The sequence below is a fragment of the Paranoxybacillus vitaminiphilus genome, from assembly GCF_003259935.1.
Taxonomy (GTDB): domain Bacteria; phylum Bacillota; class Bacilli; order Bacillales; family Anoxybacillaceae; genus Paranoxybacillus; species Paranoxybacillus vitaminiphilus.
Map to the genome: position 1 here is coordinate 198,484 of NZ_QLMH01000003.1, position 24,254 is coordinate 222,737.

Genomic DNA, 24,254 nt, shown 5'->3' on the forward strand with positions numbered 1-24,254 from the left:
ATCCAAGGAGCCAATCTTAAAAAAGGGCGGGAACCTTTGTGTTCTCGTCTTTTTTTATTTCTTCTTATAATCGTGTTAAAATGATGAAAAAGAGAGTTTCAGGAGGTTATTTCATTTGAAAAAGAAGTTAGTGTTAATTGATGGTAACAGTATTGCCTATCGTGCATTTTTTGCTTTACCTCTTTTACATAATGACAAAGGGATACATACCAATGCCGTCTACGGTTTTACAATGATGTTAATGAAAATTTTAGAAGAAGAAAAGCCGACCCATATGCTTGTGGCGTTTGATGCAGGGAAAACAACATTTCGCCATAAAACATACAGTGAATATAAAGGGGGACGGCAAAAAACACCGCCGGAACTATCCGAACAATTTCCGTTTTTGCGCGAGCTGCTCGCTGCCTATCAAATTTGTACTTATGAGTTAGAAAACTATGAAGCGGACGATATTATTGGAACTTTATCTTTACAAGCTGTTAAAGAAGGATTTGACGTAAAAATCATTTCTGGAGACCGCGATTTAACACAGTTAGTATCAGATCGCGTAACCGTTGATATTACGAGAAAAGGAATCACCGATGTTGATTCGTATACACCGGAATTTGTGATGGAAAAATATGGGATTAATCCAGAGCAAATCATTGATTTAAAAGGGTTAATGGGAGATGCGTCTGATAATATTCCGGGTGTTCCGGGGATTGGGGAAAAAACAGCATTGAAATTATTAAAAGAGTTTGGCACCATTGAAAACTTGCTCAATTCCCTCGATAAAGTGAGCGGGAAAAAGCTGAAGGAAAAATTGACAGAGCATCGTGAGCAGGCGCTGATGAGCAAAGAATTAGCAACGATTTTACGCGAAGCCCCTTTAGACATTTCACTCGAAGATACAGAGTATAAAGGATATGACATGGAAAAAGTCGTTGCGTTATTTAAAGAGCTCGGTTTCAATTCTTTGTTAAGCAAAATGGGACAAAGAGAGGAAGTTCAAGAACAAGCAGATTTACATGAAATTAAGTATGAGATTGTTACTGAAATAACCGATAAGCTATTATCTAATCACTCCGCTCTCATTGTGGAAGTGTTGGAAAGCAACTACCATAAAGCACCGATTCTTGGGTTTGCCGTTGTCAACGAGAAGGGAAAGTTTTTCATTGCAACGGAGACGGCCTTTGCTTCAGAGACGTTTAAACATTGGCTTGAAGATGAACATCAGAAAAAAAGTGTATTTGATGCGAAAAGGGCGATTGTTGCATTAAAGTGGCACGGTATTACTCTAAAAGGGATTGAATTTGATTTGCTTATTGCTTCTTATATTCTCAATCCTTCCGAATCAACGGAAGACATCGCTTCAATTGCTAAAACGAGAGGTTATACGAATGTGCAAACAGATGAAGCTGTGTACGGAAAAGGGGCGAAACAGAGCGTTCCAAATGAGAAAGTTCTTGCCGAGCATCTTGTCCGAAAAGCGTTAGCGATTTACGAACTAGAGCATCAGTTTGTCGAGGAGTTAAAAGAAAACGAACAATATGAGTTATTTATGGAACTGGAGCTGCCATTAACGTTTATTCTCACCGACATGGAGTTTACAGGGGTAAAAATTGACGTCGACCGCTTAAAGAAAATGGGCGAGGAGCTCGCGGAACAGCTAAAAGAAATCGAACAAGAAATATACGAGCTTGCCGGACAAGAGTTTAATATTAACTCGCCGAAGCAATTGGGCGTCATTTTATTTGAAAAACTGAATTTACCTGTTATTAAGAAAACGAAGACAGGGTACTCCACGTCCGCGGATGTTCTTGAAAAGCTTGCGCCGTATCATGAAATTGTCGAAAAGATTTTACACTACCGCCAATTAGGAAAAATACAATCGACCTATATTGAAGGTCTGTTGAAAGTCGTTCATAAAGATACAAATAAAGTGCATACGATCTTCAATCAGGCGCTTACACAAACGGGGCGTTTAAGTTCAACAGAACCTAACCTACAAAATATTCCAATCCGTTTGGAAGAGGGAAGAAAAATCCGGCAGGCGTTTGTGCCGTCACAGCCTGGCTGGGTCATTTTTGCCGCTGACTATTCGCAAATTGAATTGCGCGTGCTTGCCCACATCGCCAATGATGAAAATTTAATTGAAGCATTCGTCAAAGATTTAGATATTCATACGAAGACAGCGATGGATGTATTCCATGTGAAAGAGGAAGAAGTAACCGCGAACATGCGCCGTCAAGCGAAAGCGGTCAACTTTGGAATTGTATATGGCATCAGCGATTACGGACTATCGCAAAATTTAAACATTACACGAAAAGAAGCAGCGCAATTTATTGAGCGTTATTTTGCAAGCTTCCCTGGTGTAAAGCAATATATGGAAGATATTGTACAGCAGGCAAAGCAGAAAGGATATGTCACGACGCTGTTACATCGCCGCCGCTATTTGCCGGACATTACAAGCCGCAATTTTAACTTGCGCAGCTTTGCTGAGAGAACAGCCATGAACACACCAATTCAAGGAAGCGCGGCTGACATTATCAAAAAAGCGATGATTGATTTGGCACAACGCCTAAAAGAAGAGAAGCTTCAAGCAAGAATCTTATTGCAGGTGCACGATGAATTGATTTTAGAAGCGCCGGAAGAAGAAGTGGAAAAATTGCAAAAGATTGTGCCAGAAGTAATGGAAAACGCAATCGAACTTAAAGTGCCATTAAAAGTAGATTATCACTACGGTCCGACATGGTATGATGCAAAGTAAAAGGAAGGGATGACGATGCCTGAATTACCGGAAGTAGAAACCGTCAAGCGAACACTCATTCAATTAACAGCAGGAAAGACAATTCAAGATGTCACTGTACATTGTCCGAAAATAATAAAGAAACCTGATGAAGTAGAGCAGTTTATGGATGCCCTTAAAGGACAAACGATTCATGACATCGGCCGGCGCGGGAAGTTTTTAAAGTTTTTCTTAGATGATTACGTTCTCGTTTCCCATTTGCGCATGGAAGGGCGCTATTCTGTTGCGAAAAGCGGGGAACCAATCGATAAACATACGCACGTTATTTTTCGTTTTACCGATGGAACGGAACTTCGTTATCGCGACGTTCGCAAATTTGGCACGATGCATTTATTTAAAAAAGGCGAAGAAGAGAAGGAGTTGCCGCTTTCTCAGCTTGGACCCGAGCCGTTCTCTGAACAATTTACAGCAGAGTTACTAGCGGAAAGATTACAAAAAACGAACCGTAAAATAAAAACGGTGCTTCTTGACCAAACGCTTGTTGTTGGGCTCGGAAATATTTATGTCGATGAAGCTTTGTTCCGCTCCGGCATTCATCCTGAAAGGCCGGCCAATTCTTTGCAAATTGAAGAAATTCGCCTTCTGCATAAAGAAATTGTCGCCACGTTGACAGAAGCAGTGGAAAAAGGAGGCAGCACAGTAAGGTCATATGTAAACTCGCAAGGACAAATCGGGATGTTTCAGCTTGAACTATTCGTGTACGGGCGCAAAGGGGAGCCATGTAAAAAATGCGGTCAGCCGCTTCAAAAAATGGTTGTCGGTGGACGGGGTACGCATTATTGCCGCCATTGTCAAAAATAAAATCAAATGTGTTTCTTGGAATAAAGGGGGGGAGCAAGGTGGCCCTGATTATCGGTTTAACAGGTGGAATTGCCAGCGGAAAAAGCACGGTGGCAAGGATGTTGTTTGAGCTGGGCCTTCCTGTTATAGACGCAGATCAAATTGCCCGCGAGGTTGTTGAGGTGGGCGAGGAGGCATATTTGCAAATTGTTGAAAAGTTCGGTGAAGAAATTCTTCAGGAAAACAAAACGATTGATCGGGCGAAACTAGGTGCTGTTGTTTTTAACGATGAGGAAAAAAGAAAATTGCTCAACAGCATCGTTCATCCGGCTGTTCGTAAAAAAATGCTTGAGCAAAAGGAACAATACGTAAAAAAAGGAGAAAAAACGATTGTTCTTGATATTCCCTTATTATTCGAGAGCAACTTAACCCATTTGGTTGATAAAGTTGTTGTCGTTTATGTCGATGACGATATTCAGCTTGAACGATTAATGGCACGCAACGGCTTTTCGAAGGAAGAGGCGGAAGCGCGGATAAAGGCGCAAATGCCGTTAAAGGAAAAAGCGGCAAAGGCGGATGCGGTTATCAATAATAATGGAACAATTGAACAAACGAAGGAGCAATTATTAACTATTTTAAAACAATGGGATGTCCTGTAAAAAATAGGACATCTTTTTTTATTTTTTAATACAATTTTTTCTCCACAAACAGATTAAATATGTTATACTATTTATGAAAATAACGAACGATTAGTATAACATATATTTTGAGAGGAGACATAAAATGAAAGCGAAAGTAGCGATTAATGGTTTTGGACGAATTGGAAGAATGGTGTTCCGCAGCGCGGTTGATGCGGACAACTTTGAAATCGTTGCGATTAATGCGAGCTATCCGCCTGAAACGTTAGCTCATTTAATAAAATATGACTCTAACCATGGTAAATTTTCTGGTGAGGTAGTTCCTTTAGAAGATGGTCTTTTAGTAAACGGCAAAAAAGTGAAATTGTTAAGTTCACGCGACCCAAAAGAACTTCCTTGGAAAGAGCTTGATATCGATATTGTCATCGAGGCAACAGGAAAATTTAACTCAAAAGAAAAAGCAAGCCTTCACTTAGAAGCGGGAGCAAAACGCGTCGTTTTAACAGCACCGGGGAAAAATGAAGATATTACAATCGTTATGGGTGTGAACGAAGAAATGCTGGATGTGGAGAATCACTTTATTATTTCGAACGCTTCATGTACAACAAACTGCCTTGCTCCGGTTGTGAAAGTGCTTGATGAAAAATTTGGCATTGAAAACGGCTTAATGACAACGGTTCATGCGTATACAAACGACCAAAAAAATATCGATAATCCGCATAAAGATTTGCGCCGTGCCCGTTCATGCGCCCAATCGATCATTCCGACAACAACAGGTGCAGCAAAAGCGTTATCGCTTGTATTGCCGCATCTAAAAGGAAAATTGCATGGCATGGCGCTCCGCGTTCCAACACCGAACGTATCATTAGTTGATTTAGTTGTTGACTTAAAGCAAGATGTAACAGTTGAGGAAGTAAACCAAGCATTTATTGAGGCAGCAAACGGGGAATTAAAAGGAATTCTTGATTTTACAACAGAACCGCTTGTATCGATTGACTTTAACACAAATCCACATTCTGCTATTATTGACGGACTATCTACAATGGTCATGGAAAACCGCAAAGTAAAAGTCTTGGCATGGTATGATAACGAATGGGGCTATTCATGCCGCGTCGTTGACTTAACGAACTTAATAGCAAGCAAAATGATGGAAAAATTACAGGTGAGCGCTTAAGAAGCTGCTTATAAGGGTCTGACCTCACGTACCATTACAATAGATCCTGTACATGATCAGGATTTAGTATGGTTGTGAGGTCTGACCCTTTGTTTTTGAGGCAGCTTCTCATCTGAATCGCTTCAGCGGAAAAAATGTGCTCATTAGCAAAAAAATTAAAAAAGTGTGTTGCAAAAAAAATACAAACAAAGTATACTATGTCTCGTGAACTTCTTAAACGCACGGTAATGTGACTACTTAAAGGGTTAGGACCTCTTTGGACTAACTTTCCCCCGTGGTAGTTATACATGCCATTCTGCACAAGAAATTCATGATTATTTTTAAAAAATGTTAAAGGGGGATTATTGGAATGGATACAATGGGTCGTCACGTTATCTCTGAATTATGGGGATGCGAATTTGATAAGCTGAATGATATTGATTTTATTGAAAAAACGTTTGTTGATGCAGCATTAAAATCTGGAGCGGAAATTCGCGAAGTTGCTTTCCACAAATTCGCTCCTCAGGGGGTTAGTGGAGTCGTGATTATTTCTGAATCTCACTTAACGATTCACAGCTTCCCTGAGCATGGTTATGCCAGCATCGATGTTTATACTTGCGGTGATTTAGATCCAAATATTGCTGCTGATTATATTGCTGAAGCGTTAGGAGCACAAACTCGCGAAACAACTTTCATTACGCGAGGCATGAAACCAATTGAATTAAATCAAAAACAAGTAAAAGCGTTATAATAACTTTGACTGAAAAGAGGTGTAGATTCTGCACCTCTTTTTTATCATTTTTGTGTATCATTATGTTATAGTATGGAACGATTTATTAAGGAGCTGGCATGGTAAGGTGAGTATGTTCGAAAAGATGAAAAATTTGCTTGCCAATCATTGTGAAACGCAAGAAGATCATCAAGATGAGCAGCTGAGAAGCCGCTATTATAAAACAACAGCAGCCAATGCCTTAAAGACAGTCAAAGAGATTATCGAGAAATCGCCTCATTTTGAACTTCTTTCTATTTCTGAGGAGCGCGGTGAACTTAGTGTAGCCGTTTCTAAAGGAAAAAAGGCATTTATGGTCATTACTGTGATTTCTGTTCGTCCGTTTGAAACAGCAATTGATTTTTCGGTAACAACAGAAACGAAGCTTTTACCGTTTGATTTTGGATTTAGCCGAAATGTGGTTTTAGATATGTATCAAAAACTTGATCAACATCTTACTTATATCGGTTCTGGAATCAATGCTGACATGTGAACAGCTGCTTGATCCATCTGTCAATCACTTGTATACTGCCGATTGTTTCGATTATGATAAAGTTAGGTATAAGATGAATTAGTAAAAAACAAAACGGAGATGGTTATATGAAATGTCCGTCATGTCAATATAACGGCACAAGGGTGTTGGATTCGCGGCCTGTTGAAGAGGGACGTTCCATTCGCCGCAGACGGGAGTGCGAGCGGTGTCATTTTCGCTTTACGACGTTCGAAAAAGTAGAAGAGATGCCGCTTATCGTTGTCAAGAAAGAGGGAACGCGAGAAGAGTTTCGACGCGATAAAATTTTGCGCGGTCTTATTAAAGCATGTGAAAAGCGCCCGGTCGCTTTAGAACAGCTTGAACAAATTACGCAAGAAATAGAAAAAGAATTGCGGAATCAAGGTATAGCAGAAGTAAAAAGTGAAACAATCGGTGAGATGGTGATGGAACGCTTGTCAAAAGTTGATGAAGTGGCATATGTCCGCTTTGCTTCGGTGTACCGTCAGTTTAAAGACTTAAACGTCTTTATTGAAGAATTAAAAGAACTAATCAAAAAAGGGCAACATTGAGGCTGTCTCAAAAGCCAAGGGTTCAGACCCCGCAACACAATATATAGGACTATTATGCTGGATAAATGAGCTATATATTGTTAAACGAATGTGAGGTCAGACCCTTATGAGACAGCCTCTTTTATAAGTATATACTGAAAGGTCGATATTATGGAACACCATTGGAAAGAACTGATTCCTGTTGATCGCTATGTTGTGCGGAGTAACAGTATATTGCATGATTTTGATCGAAAAGTTCTGACATTATTGTATCAGCCTTTAATCGGCTGCCGGGCGTATAGTTTATATATGACGTTATGGAGTGAATTAGAACAACATCGGCTTTGGGGAGAGGAAACAACGCATCATAGTTTAATGGCCATCATGCAATGCAGCTTGAAAGAAATTTATCAGGAACGCCTAAAGCTCGAAGGAATCGGCTTGTTAAAAACATATGTCAATCATGAACAAGACGAGCGGATGTTTATTTATGAATTACAGGCTCCGTTAACTCCAGAGCAGTTTTTTACCGACGGAGTATTAAATATCTTTCTTTATAATCGGGTCGGAAAAAGCAAATTTAACAAGCTCAAGCAATTTTTCTCAACCTCAACCGTTGATATGTCTAAGTTTTCTCCGATTACCCGCTCCTTTAATGAAATTTTTTATTCGGTTCATCCTGAGCAAATGGTCGCCGCTGTCAATGATGAAACAAAAGAGGACTTAACTTTAGCGGACGGTTATGAATATGTCGGACGCAAAGAAAAAAATGAATATGACATTACCGATGATGTATTCGATTTTGACTTGTTTTTCGCTGGTCTTTCGGCCAATATGGTTCCGAAGCGGGCGATTAATGCAAAAGTCAAAGATGCGATTAAAAAGCTCGCTTTTTTATACGGAATTGGGCCGCTTGAGATGCAAAAGATTGTCATCAGCGTCATTGACCCTTATGAACATATTGATATAGATGCTTTAAGAAAGGCAGCGCGTGAATGGTATCAGTTTGAACATGGAGAATCATTGCCTCACTTAAGCACGCGCGTTCAGCCGCTGCCATATCGAACAATGACGGATGTTGAACCGAAAACAAAAGAAGAACAGTTAATCAAACAGCTGGAAACGATTTCGCCGCGCCAGCTGCTTATGGATATTTCAGGCGGTGCAGAGCCATCGTTAAGTGATTTGCAAATTATTGAAGATGTGATGTTTCGTCAAAAGCTGCTGCCTGGAGTTGTGAACGTGCTGATTTACTATGTCATGCTGCGTACCGATATGAAGCTTTCTAAGGCCTATGTGGAGAAAATTGCAAGTCACTGGGCGCGAAAAAAGATTCGCACCGTAAAAGAAGCGATGGAATTAGCAAAACGGGAAGCAAGAGAATATCAAAAATGGGCAAGCGAAAAAGAAAAAGCACAAAAAGGGAGCAAAAAAATCATTCGAAAAGAACTGCTGCCAGACTGGCTAAATATGGACTACAGTCAAAAAGAAAGCGAAAGCAAGGAAGAAGAAGTGCATGACTTAGAGGCAAAACGACGGGAATTGGAAGAAAAGCTAAAAAAATACCGTGATGATCATAACGAGTAAGCCAACGTCAGTTAGGATGTGAGAACGATGCAACGAATCAATGAAACATTGAGCAAGCTAATCAATCGCGAAGACTTTAAAAAACGATACGAACAACTAAAAAAAGAAGTGCTGTCTGATCCGGAAGTTCGCTCATTTTTACAGCAACATCAACACTCTATTACCGAAGAAATGGTAGACCGCAGTTTAATGAGGCTGTACGAGTTTATCGGGCAAAGCAAAAACTGCAAGCAATGTCCGAGCCTTGACCAATGCAAAAACATTTTAAAAGGGTATCATCCTCATCTTGTTGTTCAAGGAAATATGATCGGTATTCAATACGATCGCTGTCCGGCGAAAGTAAAGCATGATGAGCGAAAAAGACAAGAGTCTTTGATTCAAAGTATTTTTGTGCCGCGGGAAATTTTAAATGCGTCACTTTCTGATATTGAGCTGGTCGACGATGGAAAAACAAATGAATCAAGAGTGAAAGCGGTTGAATTGGCGGAAAAATTTGTTTCGGAATATGAGCCAAAGAAAAAAATGAAGGGGCTGTATTTGTATGGCTCATTCGGCGTAGGGAAGACGTATATTCTTGGAGCGATTGCGAATGCGCTTGCGAAGAAAAATGTGCCATCGCTTCTTGTGTATGTCCCCGAGTTCTTCAGGGAGCTAAAAAGCTCTCTCCAAGATCAAACGATTAACGAAAAGCTTGATTATGTAAAAAAAGTGCCGGTTTTAATGTTGGATGATATCGGTGCTGAATCGATGTCGAGCTGGCTGCGTGACGATATTCTCGGACCGATTCTTCAATACCGGATGCTGGAAAACTTACCGACTTTTTTTACTTCTAATTTCGACTTTCAGCGGCTTGCGCATCATTTTACTTACTCCCAGCGTGGAGAGGAGGAAAAAGTGAAAGCAGCAAGAATCATGGAACGAATTCAGTATTTAGCGCAGCCTGTTGAAATTAAAGGAAAAAATCGCCGGTCGGAAACCTAAAGCCGCTTCATGCTTGGCTTTTTTATTCTAAAATACCGTGTCCTCCCATATATATAAGAGCAAGTATTTACAAATAAAGGGGGGGGACAACCTTGATTGAAATTTATTTCGAACAAACAACCGATGCAGAAAAACTATTTGCTGTTTTCACAGCATATAAAAACGAGCCATCCCTTTGCTTTACATATGATGGGGACAAACGAATTACGATTCATATAGATAAAAAAGCAATGGAAATGATTCAAACCACTGTCATTCCGGCAATGACGCAGTTTATGTTTCGCTTTATTGAAGATCGTTTGCTTTTGTCAATCATTTCTAATGATTTCTACTATAAGAATGTTGAGGAACAGCAGCAAATTTTACAGCTGGCCCATTCATTTATCGATGGAGAGCGGTATGATTATCGGAATGGAAAACAGCAGGCCGAATCGAGAGAAACTTTCATTAAACAGGCGCTGACAGAATTTTTAAGCGATGATATTTCTTTTTCGTTTGAATCATTTTTATATTTTCGCTTAAAGAACTATAAAGAACGGCTGCTCCATTACGTTGAGCTAGCTATTGATGAATATAAGCTAGAGCAGGAATACCAAAATTTTATTCAAACATTGCGGGACTGTTTAGTATCCAGACCGGCGAAATTGAGCATCATTCATTTATTGCATCAAGAGTCAACATTTACTTTTTATGACGAATATTTCTGTGAAATTTCTGCAAAAGAGTTAAGAAAATTGATTGATCGCACGCTCATTGTTAATCAGCCGATGTATATCGACTCATCCGTGCTGGCTCCGCTTGTGTCGATTGCCCCAAAAACGATTTATTTATATACCGGGAATTCAGACGATGGAATGGTGCAAACGATTCAAAATCTTTTTCAAGAGCGATTAAAGCTTTATGATCTCGATTTTTTTCTCCAAAGCAAACAAGCTTATTGCAAAAAGATTCGATAGCAGGACTTGATTTTCGGCGTTAATCACTCTATAATTACGTACATAAGTTTCCGAAAAATGAAATAATGAAAAAAGTTATGATGAGGACATGGGTGTATTTTTACGGTTTCCAGAGAGGGAAGGCATAGGCTGGAACCTTCCTAACACGAAAAATACGCTTACCACCTCTAAACTTCAGCAGTGAACAATGGGACGTTTCCATTAAGTAATTGCTGACGGTAAGCACCGTTATATCAGTTGAGCCATCGTTTCAAGGGGAGAAGTGTCTTTTCCTGTAAGCGATGGGAAAAAGGGTGGAACCACGAAACCAACTCGTCCCTTGTTTAGGGACGGGTTTTTTATTTTAATTTTAAATCAAAAAGGAGTGAACAAGTGTGTCAGAGGCAGTAAAAATTACATTCCCTGATGGTGCAGTAAAGGAGTTTCCTAAGGGAACAACAACAGAAGACATTGCTGCGTCGATCAGCCCGGGTTTAAAGAAAAAGGCCATTGCCGGAAAATTAAACGATAAATTGATTGATTTGCGCACACCGATTTATGAGGACGGAGCCGTTACGATCATTACGCAAGACATGCCGGAAGCATTGGAAATTTTGCGGCACAGTACAGCGCATTTGATGGCACAAGCGATTAAACGTCTTTACAAAAATGTAAAACTTGGCGTTGGTCCTGTCATTGAAAACGGCTTCTATTATGATATTGACATGGAAGAATCGTTAACACCGGAAGACCTTCCGAAGATTGAAAAAGAAATGCAGAAAATCGTCAAAGAAAACTTAGAAATTGTCCGAAAAGAAGTAAGCCGCGAGGAAGCGATTCGCCGCTATGAGGAAATCGGTGATAACTTAAAATTAGAGTTAATTAACGATATTCCAGAGGGAGAAGTAGTCTCTATTTATGAACAAGGCGAATTTTTCGATCTTTGTCGCGGCGTGCATGTACCGTCAACAGGAAAAATTAAAGAATTTAAATTGTTAAGCATCGCGGGGGCTTATTGGCGCGGCGACAGCAAAAACAAAATGTTGCAGCGCATTTACGGTACAGCGTTTTTCAAAAAAGAAGACCTTGAAGAGCATCTCCGCCTGTTGCAGGAAGCAAAAGAGCGCGATCATCGCAAATTAGGAAAAGAGTTGGAGTTATTCACAACTTCTCAAAAAGTAGGACAAGGGTTGCCGCTTTGGCTGCCAAAAGGGGCGACAATCCGCCGTATTATTGAAAGATACATTGTTGATAAAGAGCTTGCTCTAGGATATCAACATGTGTATACTCCAGTGCTCGGAAGCGTGGAGCTGTATAAAACTTCCGGCCACTGGGATCATTATAAAGAAGGAATGTTCCCGCCGATGGAGATGGATAATGAGCAGCTTGTGCTCCGTCCGATGAACTGTCCGCATCATATGATGATTTATAAACATAAAATTCATAGCTACCGTGAATTGCCAATTCGCATTGCTGAACTCGGAACCATGCACCGCTATGAAATGTCAGGAGCGCTCACTGGGCTTCAGCGCGTGCGCGGCATGACACTCAATGATGCCCATATTTTCGTTCGTCCGGATCAAATTAAAGACGAGTTTAAACGCGTCGTGAACTTAATCATGGAAGTTTACAAAGACTTTGGGTTAAACGATTACTCATTCCGCCTTTCTTATCGCGATCCGCACGATAAAGAAAAATATTACGATGATGATGCGATGTGGGAAAAAGCGCAAAGCATGCTGAAAGAAGCGATGGACGAATTAGGGCTTGAATATTATGAAGCAGAAGGCGAAGCGGCATTCTACGGTCCGAAATTAGACGTGCAAGTGCGCACGGCGCTTGGAAAAGATGAAACATTATCAACTGTTCAGCTCGACTTCTTATTGCCGGAACGCTTTGATTTAACATATATCGGCGAGGACGGAAAACCGCATCGCCCGGTTGTGATTCACCGCGGCGTCGTTTCAACAATGGAACGCTTCGTTGCTTTCCTGATTGAAGAGTATAAAGGCGCGTTCCCAACTTGGCTTGCTCCTGTTCAAGTGCAAGTCATTCCAGTTTCACCGGCGGTTCATGCCGACTACGCTTACGCGGTAAAACAGCAGCTGCAAGCCGAAGGATTCCGTGTGGAAGTGGACGAGCGCGACGAGAAAATCGGTTACAAAATCCGTGAAGCGCAAATGCAAAAAATCCCTTACATGCTTGTTGTCGGCGATAACGAAGTGAGGGACAACTCTGTCAATGTGCGGAAATACGGCGAGCAGAAGAGCGAAACTGTCGCACTGACCGACTTTATCGCTGCACTGAAAGCAGAAGTGCGCCGTTAAGTGATGAAAAAACAAGTGTCTGACCTCACGTTATGAACTAACCAAAAACATGATGTGCTCTTGCTTGTTGTCGTGGGGTCGACGCTTTGTTTTCGGATCAGCCTCTAAATGAAAAATTTTTGTTGCTATAGTTAAAAATATTTATTATAATAATAAACGTTGTGTTTTGAATATCCAAAATTAGCCTTGACATGTTATTTTGACAATGATATATTATCTAAGGTAAATGGAATACTTGTTTGTTGTATAAGCAGAAGCACCCCGCTTCTCACCTGATTGACGCATTGCTTGCAGTTGACAGGTTTTTACGATTGAATCGTGTATCACCATGAATCGTAATAAGTGTGGGTGTCGTATGCACTCACGCTTTTTTTATTCCAAAACCTGTAATGCAAGGGTGCAATCCGACAAACAAGCGATTCGTGAATAAACCTTGGAGGTGGCTAGTTATTAGCAAAGATTTTATTATTAATGAAAATATTCGTGCCCGCGAAGTTCGTTTGATTGACCCAAATGGAGAACAGCTTGGCATTAAGACGAAGCAAGAAGCGTTAGAAATTGCGGCGAGAATGAATCTTGATTTAGTAATGGTTGCTCCGAATGCAAAACCGCCTGTATGCCGCATTATGGATTACGGTAAATTCCGTTTCGAGCAGCAAAAGAAAGAAAAAGAAGCCCGTAAAAAACAAAAAGTGATTAACGTTAAAGAAGTGCGCTTAAGTCCGACGATTGAGGAGCATGATTTTAATACGAAGCTCCGCAATGCACGCAAGTTCTTGGAAAAAGGCGATAAAGTGAAAGCGACAATCCGCTTTAAAGGACGCGCGATTACCCATAAAGAAATCGGCCAGCGTGTATTAGATCGCTTCTCTGAAGCATGTGCGGATATAAGTACGGTTGAATCTGCGCCAAAAATGGATGGACGCAGCATGTTCTTAATTCTAGCACCGAAAAATGAGAAATAACGTAACAAGGAGGAACACCCTATGCCAAAAATGAAAACTCACAAAGGCTCTGCAAAGCGTTTCAAAAAGACTGGTACTGGTAAATTAAAACGTTCACACGCTTTTACTAGCCACTTATTCGCAAACAAAACACAAAAACAAAAACGCAAACTTCGTAAAGCGACACTTGTATCTTCTGGTGACTTCAAACGCATTCGTCAATTATTGGACAACTTGAAATAATTCGGAAAACTAGATTTTAGGAGGGAACTCACATGCCACGTGTAAAAGGTGGAACAGTGACACGCAGACGTCGTAAAAAAATTCTTAAATTAGCAAAAGGTTATTTTGGTTCTAAGCATCGTTTATATAAAGTTGCCAACCAACAAGTAATGAAATCTTTAATGTATGCTTACCGTGACCGCCGCCAGAAAAAACGCGACTTCCGTAAGCTTTGGATTACTCGTATCAACGCGGCAGCACGCATGAACGGACTTTCTTACAGCCGCTTAATGCACGGCTTAAAATTAGCAGGCGTTGAAGTAAACCGTAAAATGCTTGCTGACTTAGCGGTAAACGATGCAGCAGCATTCGCGCAACTCGCAAACATTGCAAAAGAACAATTAAGCAAGTAATTGTTAAAATGATGGCCATTCTCTTTTCGGGGAATGGTCATTTATTATATGGAGGCAATGATGTTTGAACTATACGTTTTCATCGTCAATATGTTAGGATTTTTTGTGATGGCAATCGATAAACAGAAAGCGAAAAAAGGAAAATGGCGCATTGCCGAAAGTACGATTTGGCTCGTTTCGCTGCTCGGCGGTGCTGTCGGTACGATGATGGGAATGCACATTTTCCACCACAAAACAAAACATCGCTTATTTCGCTATGGATTGCCATTTCTTGCATTGTTTGACATTGTCATTTACATAATATTGTATAAGTAATGGGGGAGGCACAGATGGATTTACAAAAACTTTATTCCATGCAGCGAATGCTTGATGAACGCATTGAAACACAACACGGTTTGCAAGATGAAAACTTAGTCGAGAAAAAGATGCTAGCGCTTCTTGTTGAAATCGGGGAACTCGCGAACGAAACGCGCTGTTTTAAGTTTTGGAGTTTAAAACCGCCGGCATCGCTCGAAAAAGTATTGGAAGAGTATGTAGATGGCTTGCATTTTATTTTATCTTTAGGTCTTGAATTCAATTTTGTTTATACTGTGGGTAAAATAAAGAAAAAAACGGAAGACGATTCACTTGTCGGACAGTTTTTACGTGTCTTTCAGGCGGTAACCGAGTTTCAACAAACAAAGTCGCTTGAAGCGTATGAGCGTTTATTCACCAATTATTTGCAGCTTGGGGAACATTTAGGATTCACAAATGAACAAATTGAACAAGCGTATATGAAAAAAAATGAAGTGAACCATGAACGGCAAAATCAGAATTATTAACAAATTTTGTACATGTGAGAACGTTTTCTGTATAATGAGTGGGGAGTACATAAGAAAGGGGTTCAACGATGAAAAAATTAGATGAAACGTTAATGATGCTGAAAGAGTTAACCGATGCAAAAGGCGTACCGGGCAATGAGCGTGAAGCACGTGAAGTAATGAAAAAATACATAGCTCCATATGCCGATGAAGTGACGACAGATGGTCTTGGCAGTTTAATTGCGAAAAAGGCTGGCAAAGCAGATGGACCAAAAATTATGGTCGCCGGTCATTTAGATGAAGTCGGTTTTATGGTGACGCAAATTGATGAAAAAGGATTTATCCGCTTCCAACCGCTTGGCGGCTGGTGGGGACAAGTGATGCTCGCACAGCGCGTAACCATCATGACAAAGAAAGGCGATATTACAGGTGTCATCGGCTCGAAGCCGCCGCATATTTTACCACCGGAAGCGCGCAAAAAGCCGGTTGACATTAAAGATATGTTTATTGATATTGGCGCTTCAAGCCGTGACGAAGCAATGGAGTGGGGCGTTCGCCCGGGAGATTCGATCGTTCCATACTTTGAATTCACCGTCATGAACAATGAAAAAATGCTGCTTGCGAAAGCATGGGATAACCGCATCGGCTGTGCGATTGCGATTGACGTGTTAAAGCAATTAAAAGATGTCGAACACCCAAACGTTGTATACGGTGTCGGTACGGTACAAGAAGAAGTCGGTTTGCGCGGCGCGAAAACATCGGCAAACTTCATCGAGCCGGATATTGCGTTTGCAGTGGATGTCGGTGTTGCCGGAGATATGCCTGGTGTTTCCGAAAAAGAAGCCATGGGCAAACTTGGTGCTGGTCCGCATATCGTTTTATACGATGCAACGCTTGTATCTCATAAAGGGTTGCGCGAGTTTGTCATTAACGTAGCGGAAGAATTAAACATCCCTTACCATTTCGATGCGATGCCGGGCGGGGGGACAGATGCCGGTGCGATTCATATGACCGCAAGCGGTGTGCCTGCGTTAACGATCGCGATTCCAACCCGCTACATCCATTCTCATGCGGCCATGCTTCACCGTGACGACTACGAAAACACAGTGAGACTTCTTGTTGAAGTCATTAAACGCTTGGATGCAGAAAAAGTGAAAGAGATTACGTTTGATTAATAAAGAAAAAGCCGGCGTGCCTTCGCTGGCTTTTTCTAATTTATATAAAAAAAGTTTATTTATGTAAAGTAATTATTTACAATAAAAAAGTGAGAAAGAACACTTATTTGATAGAAGGGATGAACGATACAATGTCTAAGCTGCAGGAAGAGATTTTATCATGGGGAAAAGCGATCGTTATTGCAATCTTTATAGCATTAGTTATAAGAAATTTATTTTTTGCTCCTTATGTGGTGAAAGGGGAATCGATGCTTCCTAATCTGCAAAATGACAATCGGCTAATCGTCAGCAAGCTCAATAAATTCGCTGGCTATCATCGATTTGACATCGTTGTATTCGAGGCTCCCGACTCTTCAGAAAAATATATTAAAAGAATCATTGGCTTGCCGGGAGATACAGTTGAGATGAAAAACGATACATTATACATTAACGGCAAGGCTTACGACGAACCGTACCTTAAAGAGCTGAAAGATAAAAAAATGGCTGGCAGCCTTCTTACATGGGATTTTACTTTGAACGAGGTTGCAGGTAAGAAAGTAATTCCGGAAGGTTATGTCTTTGTGTTAGGCGACAACCGCCCAAAAAGTAAAGATAGCCGGCACTTTGGACTGCTGCCGATGAAAGATATTGTCGGGAAGGCTGTATTTCGTATATGGCCGCTTGAGCAAGCGGGATTAGTTCAATGAGGGAAGTTAGCAGAGAGATGATAAAAAGAGATAACTTATTATAATCTTACATATTTTTCGTTTTCAACGTGAATGTTTACACAGTTCTTCTAAAAGCAAACAAAGAAATAAGTGAGCTCTGTTTATAAGCAATACGTTGAACATTAAGTTTAACATGTTCCCCGAGAAGTCTCCCGCCTCTAAGCGGAGTATAGGGGGGAGAGGTTCATTCATAGCTGTATGGATTTCTTTGGGAGTCGTGTAACAAATACAAAAAGGAGGCTGACCCGAAAGCGAATGCCATCCTCCATAACTGCTAAATATATTGTGAGTTATGCGTGAGGTCAGACACTTATGAGTCAGCCCTCATCATTATAGAAAATTTTAGCCCTATTGTTTCACCGCTTGTTCGAGTATTGAAAGCATCATCTCTTTTTGCTGTTCATTCGAATGGTTCCAAATCGCTTCAAAAAGCACGCCCAAGCCCGGAAGCATTTTTTCCTCATCGCGCTGAATTGCATCGACAATCGTATCCTCTAACTGTTCCTTTGTATTATTTGCCACATTTTCCATAATCGCATGACGTAAATTTAAATCCATCTTTTTCACCTCGTTGTTATGTATTACACGTTTATTTTTTGTTATAATTTCGTTTATTATGTATAAGGAAATGTTCAAAGCAAAGGAGAATTCAATTTGAAACGAATTGAATCAACAAAAAATCCACAAGTCAAACAGTGGAAAAAATTATTAACGAAAAAAGAACGGGAAAAAACCGGTTTGTTTATCATTGAAGGGTTTCATTTAGTTGAGGAAGCGTTAAAAAGCGGTGTTCACATTGTAGAAATCGTTCTTGATGAGAAAAAAGAAATTCTATCAAACTGGAATGTCGATAACATTCCAATAACTTTAGTGACGGAAGAAATTATGAAAGCAATCAGCGATACGGAAACACCGCAAGGAATCGCTGCTGTATGCAAACAGTTCACATATGAACAAATCGACTGGGGAAAAGCCAATGTGCTGCTTATTGATGCCGTGCAAGATCCCGGAAATGTCGGGACAATGATTCGTACTGCCGATGCAGCAGGAATAGATGCCGTCATACTCGGAGAAGGCTGTGTTGACTTGTACAATCCGAAAGTCATTCGCGCCACGCAAGGCTCGCTGTTCCACCTTCCGATTATTCGCGGAAACCTTCGTGAATGGATACAAACATTAAAAGAACAGCAAGTCCATATTTACGGCACAGCTTTAGAAAACGGAGAAGATTACAAACAAGTGGAGCCGAAAGAGCCGTTTGCCCTTCTTGTCGGAAACGAAGGCAGCGGCGTCAACAAAGACTTGCTTCAGCTCACCACGAGAAATTTGTACATTCCGATTTACGGCAAATCCGAATCATTAAACGTCGCTGTTGCCACAGGAATTTTGCTTTATTATTTGCGCGGATAGCCGTAAAATATAAATAAACGTATAAAAGGAGACGATCAAAATGGAGGAAATTAAAGCATTGTTCAATGCGGTGATTGAGCGTCTCGATGTACAAAACGCCCATATCGAACAAATGAAGATCGACATTGCCCAATTGCAAGGAGACATGAAGCAAGTAAAAGAAGACGTCGCTGTATTAAAACGAGACGTTGCTGTGTTAAAAGAAGACGTCGCCGTATTAAAAAAGGATGTGGCTGAATTAAAAGAAGATGTCGCCGTGTTAAAAGAAGACGTTGCTGTGTTAAAAGAAGACGTCGCCGTATTAAAAAAGGATGTGGCTGAATTAAAAGAAGATGTCGCCGTGTTAAAAGAAGACGTTGCTGTGTTAAAAGAAGACGTCGCCGTATTAAAAAAGGATGTGGCTGAATTAAAAGAAGATGTCGCCGTGTTAAAAGAAGACGTTGCTGTGTTAAAAGAAGATGTCGCTGTGTTAAAACGAGACATTTCCAGTCTCAAAGAAGGACAAGCTCGTCAAGATAAAATACTTGAACGGCTTTCTGTCCGTTCGATCGAACAGGAAGCCGAGATTGTGGAATTGCGGCGAATGAGATAGCATCGCAGCTTTAGGCAGGTAAAGGTTGCAACGCTCCTTTTGTTTGCCTATAATATAATGGAGCGATTATCTGAACGTAATGGATGTAAAAAATAAGGAAAACAACGATGATAGAGAAGAGTAGCTTGCCGCTCGCCATCCAGGGAGAAAACGCCGTAGACTGGGAGCGTTTTTATGGTAGAAGCAAGTGAATTCACCTCTGGAGTTGACACTTGGACGAGGCTGACCTGAATCAAGCGTCAGACCCCGCAACCACAATATATAGGTATGTAACACTATATATTATGGATTGCGTGTGAGGTTAGGCACTTATTGACCAGTCTCTAAAGGTGTTCCGGTTTACGCCGTTATCGCAATGAAGTGAACAGCGCTTTTTCATAAGTTTTGTTTTCGTCTACCTGTGAATGCACAAAACTTATGTGGCGCTGTTAACAAGGGTGGTACCGCGATTTCACTCGTCCCTTGCCTAAGGGGCGAGTTTTTTATTTGAAAAAAAAGGAGGAATGTGGTGTATGAAAGAACAATTACAACAACTTCAGCAAGAAGCGCTTGAGAAAATCGCTCAAGCAAGCGATTTAAAAACGCTTAATGATGTTCGTGTCGCTTATCTTGGCAAAAAAGGTCCGATTACGGAAGTGCTTCGCGGCATGGGGAAATTATCGCCAGAAGAGCGTCCGATGATAGGAGCATTAGCGAATGAAGTACGCGAAGCGATTCAATCCGCATTAGAAGAAAAACAAGCGAAATTAGAACAAGAAGAAATCGAGAAAAAATTAGCTTCCGAGGCGATTGATGTAACGCTTCCGGGACGTCCGGTGCGGCTTGGAAATCACCATCCTTTAACAAGAGTCATTGAAGAAATCGAAGACTTGTTTATCGGCATGGGCTATACGATTGCCGAAGGACCGGAAGTAGAGAAAGACTACTACAACTTCGAGGCGTTAAACTTGCCGAAAGGCCATCCTGCACGTGATATGCAAGATTCTTTTTATATTACGGAAGAAATTTTGCTTCGTACGCATACATCACCGGTGCAGGCGCGCACGATGGAAAAGCATAAAGGCCGCGGCCCGGTGAAAATCATCTGTCCGGGTAAAGTGTATCGCCGTGATAATGACGATGCAACACACTCTCATCAATTTACGCAAATTGAAGGGCTTGTCGTTGACGAAAACATTCGTATGAGCGATCTGAAAGGCACGCTTCAAGCGTTTGCGAAAAAAATATTCGGTGAAGACCGGGAAATCCGTTTCCGTCCAAGCTTCTTCCCGTTCACGGAGCCATCTGTTGAAGTGGACGTCTCCTGCTTTAACTGCGGCGGTCATGGCTGTAACGTATGTAAAGGAACAGGCTGGATTGAAATTTTAGGTGCCGGTATGGTTCATCCGAATGTTCTTGAAATGGCGGGCTTTGATTCAAAAAAATATACAGGCTTTGCCTTTGGTATGGGGCCTGAGCGAATTGCGATGTTGAAATACGGCATTGATGATATCCGTCATTTCTATCAAAACGACCTTCGTTTCTTACAACAATTCAATCGCGCGTAAAGGGAGGGATTTACATGCTAGTATCATATAAATGGCTGCAAGAATACGTTGATTTAACGGGAATAACAGCAAAAGAATTAGCCGAGAAAATTACAAAAAGCGGCATCGAAGTCGAAAATGTCGAAATACTAAATAAAGGTGTAAAAGGTGTTGTTATCGGTCATGTGCTTGAACGTGAGCAGCATCCAAATGCCGATAAATTAAGCAAATGTTTAGTTGATATTGGTGAAGGAGAGCCGGTGCAAATCATTTGCGGCGCTCCGAATGTAGCGAAAGGACAAAAGGTAGCCGTTGCGAAAGTTGGCGCGGTATTGCCCGGGAACTTCAAAATTAAGAAAGCGAAACTTCGCGGCGAAGAATCAAATGGTATGATTTGTTCACTGCAAGAGCTTGGCATTGAATCCAAATTTGTTGCGAAAGAATATGCAGACGGCATTTTCGTCTTCCCAAGCGATGTGCCTGTTGGTGCTGATGCGTTAGCGCTATTAAACTTAGACGATGAAGTGTTAGAACTTGGTTTAACACCAAACCGTGCCGATTGCTTAAGCATGATTGGGGTTGCTTATGAAGTAGCGGCAATTTTAGGTCGGGAAGTGAAATTGCCATCCGTGGAACTTGAAGAAACAAACGAAAGCGTTCATGATTATATTTCTGTCAAAGTAGAAGCAACGGAAGACAATCCGCTTTACGCAGCACGCATTGTGAAAAACGTGAAAATCGGTCCATCGCCGCTATGGATGCAAACAAGACTTATGGCAGCCGGGATTCGTCCGCATAACAATGTTGTCGATATTACGAACTACATTTTATTAGAGTACGGTCAGCCGCTTCATGCTTTTGATTATGACCGGCTCGGTTCAAAAGAAATTTTAGTGCGCCGCGCGAAAGCAGGCGAAAAAATCGTTACACTTGATGATGTGGAAAGAACGTTAACAGAAAACCATCTTGTCATTACAAACGGAACAGAACCGGTTGCCCTTGCCGGTGTGATGGGCGGCGCTAATTCGGAAGTACAAAACGATACAACAACGGTATTAATTGAATCAGCTTATTTTACAAGCGCAACGATTCGCAAAGCGTCCAAAGACCACGGCTTGCGCAGTGAAGCAAGCACGCGCTTTGAAAAAGGCATCGATCCGGCGCGCACAAAAGAAGCATTAGATCGTGCCGCCGCATTAATGGCCGAGTATGCCGGAGGCGAAATTGTCAGCGGTGTTGCCGAAGTAAATACGCTAAAACAAGAAGAAATTGTCGTTACGATTACGATTGACCGTATCAACAGTGTGTTAGGAACAGCAATCACAAAAGAAGAAGTAGCGAACATTTTAACGAACTTGCAATTTGCATTCACAGAAGATAACGGCACGTTCACAATTACAGTACCATCACGCCGTCGTGATATCTCGATTCCAGAAGACATTATCGAAGAAGTGGCAAGATTATACGGTTATGACAACTTGCCGACGACATTGCCGGTAGCCGAATCACAGCCTGGCAAATTAACACCTTATCAAGCAAAGCGCCGGAAAGTGCGCCGTTATTTAGAAGATGCCGGGCTGTTTCAAGCGATTACGTATTCCTTAACAAGCGAGGAAAAGGCAACACAGTTCGCTTTGGAAACAGCTGAACCGATTCGCTTGGCGATGCCGATGAGCGAAGAGCGCAGTGTCCTTCGTCAAAGCTTAATTCCGCACTTATTAGAAGTTGTAAGCTATAACCGCGCGCGGCAAATCGAAAATGTTGCCGTGTATGAAACAGGAGCGGTATACTTAGCGAAAGGCAATGATGAACTGCCAGAGGAAAAAGAACGTTTAGCAGGCGCCATCACGGGTGTATGGCATGCACACTTATGGCAAGGTGAGAAAAAAGCGGTTGATTTCTATGTCGTCAAAGGAATTCTTGATGGATTATTCCATATGCTTGGCTTAGAAAACCGCATTGAATATAAGCAAGCGAAACGCGAGCATATGCATCCGGGACGTACAGCTGAAGTTTTACTTGATGGCCGCGTCATCGGATTTGTTGGTCAGCTGCATCCGAGCTTCCAAAAAGAAAATGATTTGAAAGAAACATATGTCTTCGAATTAGCCTTAACAGATCTGCTCAATGCGGAAGTGGAGGAAATTCGCTATTCGACGATTCCGCGTTTCCCGTCAATGACGCGCGATATTGCGTTAGTCGTTGATAAAGACGTCATTGCCGGCGATATTCAAAAGACAATTATTGAAGCGGGCGGAGAGTTATTAAAAGAAGTGTCTATCTTTGACGTATACGAAGGAGACCGCTTGCCAGAAGGCAAAAAATCAATCGCGTTCTCGCTTCGCTACTTCGATCCAGAGCGCACATTAACAGACGAAGAAGTAACCGCCGTTCACGAAAAAGTGATTCAAGCAGTGGAACAACAATTTGGCGCGACATTGCGCGGGTAAAAGTAACCCCCCATTTTATGCGAACGCATAAGATGGGGGTTTTTTGTAAAGAGAGGAGTTTCATATAGCAGCGAAGGTAGCGTTTCTGTTTTATACTTGAACAAACGGGTATGGTATTACGAATGAAGAGGCGAAAATGTGTCTTGTTGCCGTAAAAAATTGGTTGACGTTTTATTTTGAACTAGTGTACTATCTAACTAGAACACTAATTCACTGTTACTGGAGGGATAAGAATGAATCCGTGGATTGGCTTATTAAAAAAAGAATGGCGCATCTCGAAACTGTGGATATGGACTACGGTTGGAATCGTGATCGCCGTTAATATAGTGGCATATTTATTCGCTCTAAAATACGATGAGCCGATAGCGATGTTCGTTCCATCATTGATTGTCACAAGCCTGCACGCTTTTTATATGTTGATGTTTATGGCTCTCAGTTTGCAAACAGAAGCGAAGCGTCTTCATTTATGGCTTCACACCTCGCAGCCGGTATTTCGATTGGTAAGCGCCAAACTGCTCATCGCGTTTGGCAGCCTGCTTGTTTCCCTGTTTGTTTCAGCGCTATTTACCTATATTGCGTCGCTTGAAATAAAAGAGAGGTATTTTAATGAGGAAATGTGGAATCATGAGCTTTTTATCCAAAGCGGTATGCTGGCGGTTCTGTCTATTGTGCTGCTATCTGTCCATATGGCGGTCTTGTGTTTGTTTTATTGGGTGATTTACCGCATCTGTAAACAAATGATTCCAAAACTCTCGGGGCTGATCGTTGCGCTTATTTATTTTCTGTTAGGCTGGCTATTTTCGCAGTTTATGAAAACAAACATATTCGAATGGTTGACGGGATGGGGAAAAGTAGCAGTGCCGGGGATTACGTTCGAGTACAATGCGACTGAGGGCTGGATAATGATCCAAAAGATTGAAACTATATCAATAGGAGCAGGCGTTTTTTACGGTATTATGGCTATTCTCGTATTTTGCTCTTCTATTTGGTTAATTGACAGAAAAGTTGAGGTGTAA

At 41.3% G+C, this 24,254-nt stretch carries 24 protein-coding genes and 3 other annotated features; of the genes, 23 read left to right on the forward strand and 1 reads right to left on the reverse strand.

The genetic code is table 11. The annotated features are described in order from the left end of the window. The first annotated feature begins 115 nt into the window (after positions 1–115). The 18 genes from polA (at position 116) to lepB (ending at position 17,239) form a co-directional block, all read left to right on the forward strand. Positions 116–2,749, forward strand: a complete 2,634-nt coding sequence (polA, locus tag B0I26_RS05840; RefSeq protein WP_111644524.1) for a DNA polymerase I — start codon at positions 116–118, stop codon at positions 2,747–2,749. 15 nt (positions 2,750–2,764) lie between these two features. Next, positions 2,765–3,589, forward strand: a complete 825-nt coding sequence (mutM, locus tag B0I26_RS05845) for a DNA-formamidopyrimidine glycosylase (RefSeq protein ID WP_111644525.1) — start codon at positions 2,765–2,767, stop codon at positions 3,587–3,589. A 38-nt stretch (positions 3,590–3,627) separates the two neighbouring features. Next, a complete protein-coding gene (coaE, locus tag B0I26_RS05850) occupies positions 3,628–4,227 on the forward strand; it encodes a dephospho-CoA kinase (RefSeq protein ID WP_111644526.1) in 600 nt (199 codons plus the stop codon). 124 nt (positions 4,228–4,351) lie between these two features. After that, complete coding sequence (locus B0I26_RS05855; protein ID WP_111644527.1) at positions 4,352–5,380, forward strand: glyceraldehyde-3-phosphate dehydrogenase; 1,029 nt, start codon at positions 4,352–4,354, stop codon at positions 5,378–5,380. Positions 5,381–5,729: 349 nt separating this feature from the next. Continuing rightward, the gene (speD, locus tag B0I26_RS05860; protein ID WP_111644528.1) at positions 5,730–6,110 is read left to right on the forward strand and encodes an adenosylmethionine decarboxylase; all 381 of its coding nucleotides are present in this window, start codon (positions 5,730–5,732) and stop codon (positions 6,108–6,110) included. A gap of 106 nt (positions 6,111–6,216) precedes the next feature. Next, entirely contained in the window at positions 6,217–6,621 is a 405-nt protein-coding gene (locus B0I26_RS05865; RefSeq protein WP_111644529.1) for a cytosolic protein, read from the forward strand. A 107-nt stretch (positions 6,622–6,728) separates the two neighbouring features. After that, a complete protein-coding gene (gene nrdR, locus B0I26_RS05870; RefSeq protein ID WP_111644530.1) occupies positions 6,729–7,190 on the forward strand; it encodes a transcriptional regulator NrdR in 462 nt (153 codons plus the stop codon). A gap of 150 nt (positions 7,191–7,340) precedes the next feature. Beyond that, on the forward strand, positions 7,341–8,756 hold the full coding sequence (locus tag B0I26_RS05875; RefSeq protein WP_111644531.1) for a replication initiation and membrane attachment family protein: 1,416 nt from the start codon (positions 7,341–7,343) through the stop codon (positions 8,754–8,756). Between the two features lie 27 nt (positions 8,757–8,783). Then, on the forward strand, positions 8,784–9,737 hold the full coding sequence (gene dnaI / locus B0I26_RS05880) for a primosomal protein DnaI (protein ID WP_111644532.1): 954 nt from the start codon (positions 8,784–8,786) through the stop codon (positions 9,735–9,737). A gap of 92 nt (positions 9,738–9,829) precedes the next feature. Beyond that, on the forward strand, positions 9,830–10,693 hold the full coding sequence (ytxC, locus tag B0I26_RS05885; RefSeq protein WP_111644533.1) for a putative sporulation protein YtxC: 864 nt from the start codon (positions 9,830–9,832) through the stop codon (positions 10,691–10,693). Positions 10,694–10,761: 68 nt separating this feature from the next. After that, positions 10,762–11,016 (forward strand) — a binding site (T-box leader). A 51-nt stretch (positions 11,017–11,067) separates the two neighbouring features. Further along, positions 11,068–12,999 carry a threonine--tRNA ligase gene (gene thrS / locus B0I26_RS05890; protein ID WP_111644534.1) on the forward strand — a complete coding sequence of 644 codons (1,932 nt, stop codon included), beginning with the start codon at positions 11,068–11,070 and terminating at the stop codon, positions 12,997–12,999. A 242-nt stretch (positions 13,000–13,241) separates the two neighbouring features. Continuing rightward, positions 13,242–13,378 (forward strand) — a sequence feature (ribosomal protein L20 leader region). A 10-nt stretch (positions 13,379–13,388) separates the two neighbouring features. After that, positions 13,389–13,964 (forward strand): translation initiation factor IF-3, encoded by a 576-nt coding sequence (gene infC, locus B0I26_RS05895; RefSeq protein ID WP_111644655.1) that lies wholly within the window; start codon positions 13,389–13,391, stop codon positions 13,962–13,964. A 21-nt stretch (positions 13,965–13,985) separates the two neighbouring features. Beyond that, positions 13,986–14,186, forward strand: coding sequence for a 50S ribosomal protein L35 (rpmI, locus tag B0I26_RS05900; protein WP_111644535.1), 201 nt, complete (start codon positions 13,986–13,988; stop codon positions 14,184–14,186). 32 nt (positions 14,187–14,218) lie between these two features. After that, on the forward strand, positions 14,219–14,578 hold the full coding sequence (gene rplT, locus B0I26_RS05905) for a 50S ribosomal protein L20 (RefSeq protein ID WP_111644536.1): 360 nt from the start codon (positions 14,219–14,221) through the stop codon (positions 14,576–14,578). 60 nt (positions 14,579–14,638) lie between these two features. Next, entirely contained in the window at positions 14,639–14,893 is a 255-nt protein-coding gene (locus B0I26_RS05910; RefSeq protein ID WP_111644537.1) for a DUF1294 domain-containing protein, read from the forward strand. A 14-nt stretch (positions 14,894–14,907) separates the two neighbouring features. Further along, a complete protein-coding gene (locus tag B0I26_RS05915) occupies positions 14,908–15,399 on the forward strand; it encodes a dUTP diphosphatase (protein ID WP_111644538.1) in 492 nt (163 codons plus the stop codon). A 68-nt stretch (positions 15,400–15,467) separates the two neighbouring features. Next, complete coding sequence (locus B0I26_RS05920; RefSeq protein WP_111644539.1) at positions 15,468–16,553, forward strand: M42 family metallopeptidase; 1,086 nt, start codon at positions 15,468–15,470, stop codon at positions 16,551–16,553. Between the two features lie 131 nt (positions 16,554–16,684). Further along, positions 16,685–17,239: a signal peptidase I gene (lepB, locus tag B0I26_RS05925; protein ID WP_111644540.1), complete on the forward strand. Its 555-nt coding sequence runs from the start codon at positions 16,685–16,687 to the stop codon at positions 17,237–17,239. Positions 17,240–17,608: 369 nt separating this feature from the next. Here the strand turns inward: lepB and sspI are convergent, their stop codons facing one another. Continuing rightward, entirely contained in the window at positions 17,609–17,818 is a 210-nt protein-coding gene (gene sspI, locus B0I26_RS05930) for a small acid-soluble spore protein SspI (RefSeq protein ID WP_111644541.1), read from the reverse strand. A 96-nt stretch (positions 17,819–17,914) separates the two neighbouring features. Between sspI and B0I26_RS05935 the strand changes: the two genes are divergently transcribed. From B0I26_RS05935 to B0I26_RS05955, 5 genes are all read left to right on the forward strand, one after another. Then, positions 17,915–18,670, forward strand: coding sequence for a TrmH family RNA methyltransferase (locus B0I26_RS05935; protein WP_111644542.1), 756 nt, complete (start codon positions 17,915–17,917; stop codon positions 18,668–18,670). Positions 18,671–18,710: 40 nt separating this feature from the next. Further along, a complete protein-coding gene (locus tag B0I26_RS05940) occupies positions 18,711–19,262 on the forward strand; it encodes a hypothetical protein (RefSeq protein WP_111644543.1) in 552 nt (183 codons plus the stop codon). A gap of 98 nt (positions 19,263–19,360) precedes the next feature. Further along, positions 19,361–19,728 (forward strand) — a binding site (T-box leader). 46 nt (positions 19,729–19,774) lie between these two features. Continuing rightward, positions 19,775–20,809, forward strand: coding sequence for a phenylalanine--tRNA ligase subunit alpha (gene pheS / locus B0I26_RS05945; protein WP_111644544.1), 1,035 nt, complete (start codon positions 19,775–19,777; stop codon positions 20,807–20,809). A 14-nt stretch (positions 20,810–20,823) separates the two neighbouring features. Beyond that, positions 20,824–23,238, forward strand: a complete 2,415-nt coding sequence (gene pheT, locus B0I26_RS05950; RefSeq protein WP_111644545.1) for a phenylalanine--tRNA ligase subunit beta — start codon at positions 20,824–20,826, stop codon at positions 23,236–23,238. 233 nt (positions 23,239–23,471) lie between these two features. Beyond that, on the forward strand, positions 23,472–24,254 hold the full coding sequence (locus B0I26_RS05955) for a hypothetical protein (RefSeq protein WP_111644546.1): 783 nt from the start codon (positions 23,472–23,474) through the stop codon (positions 24,252–24,254).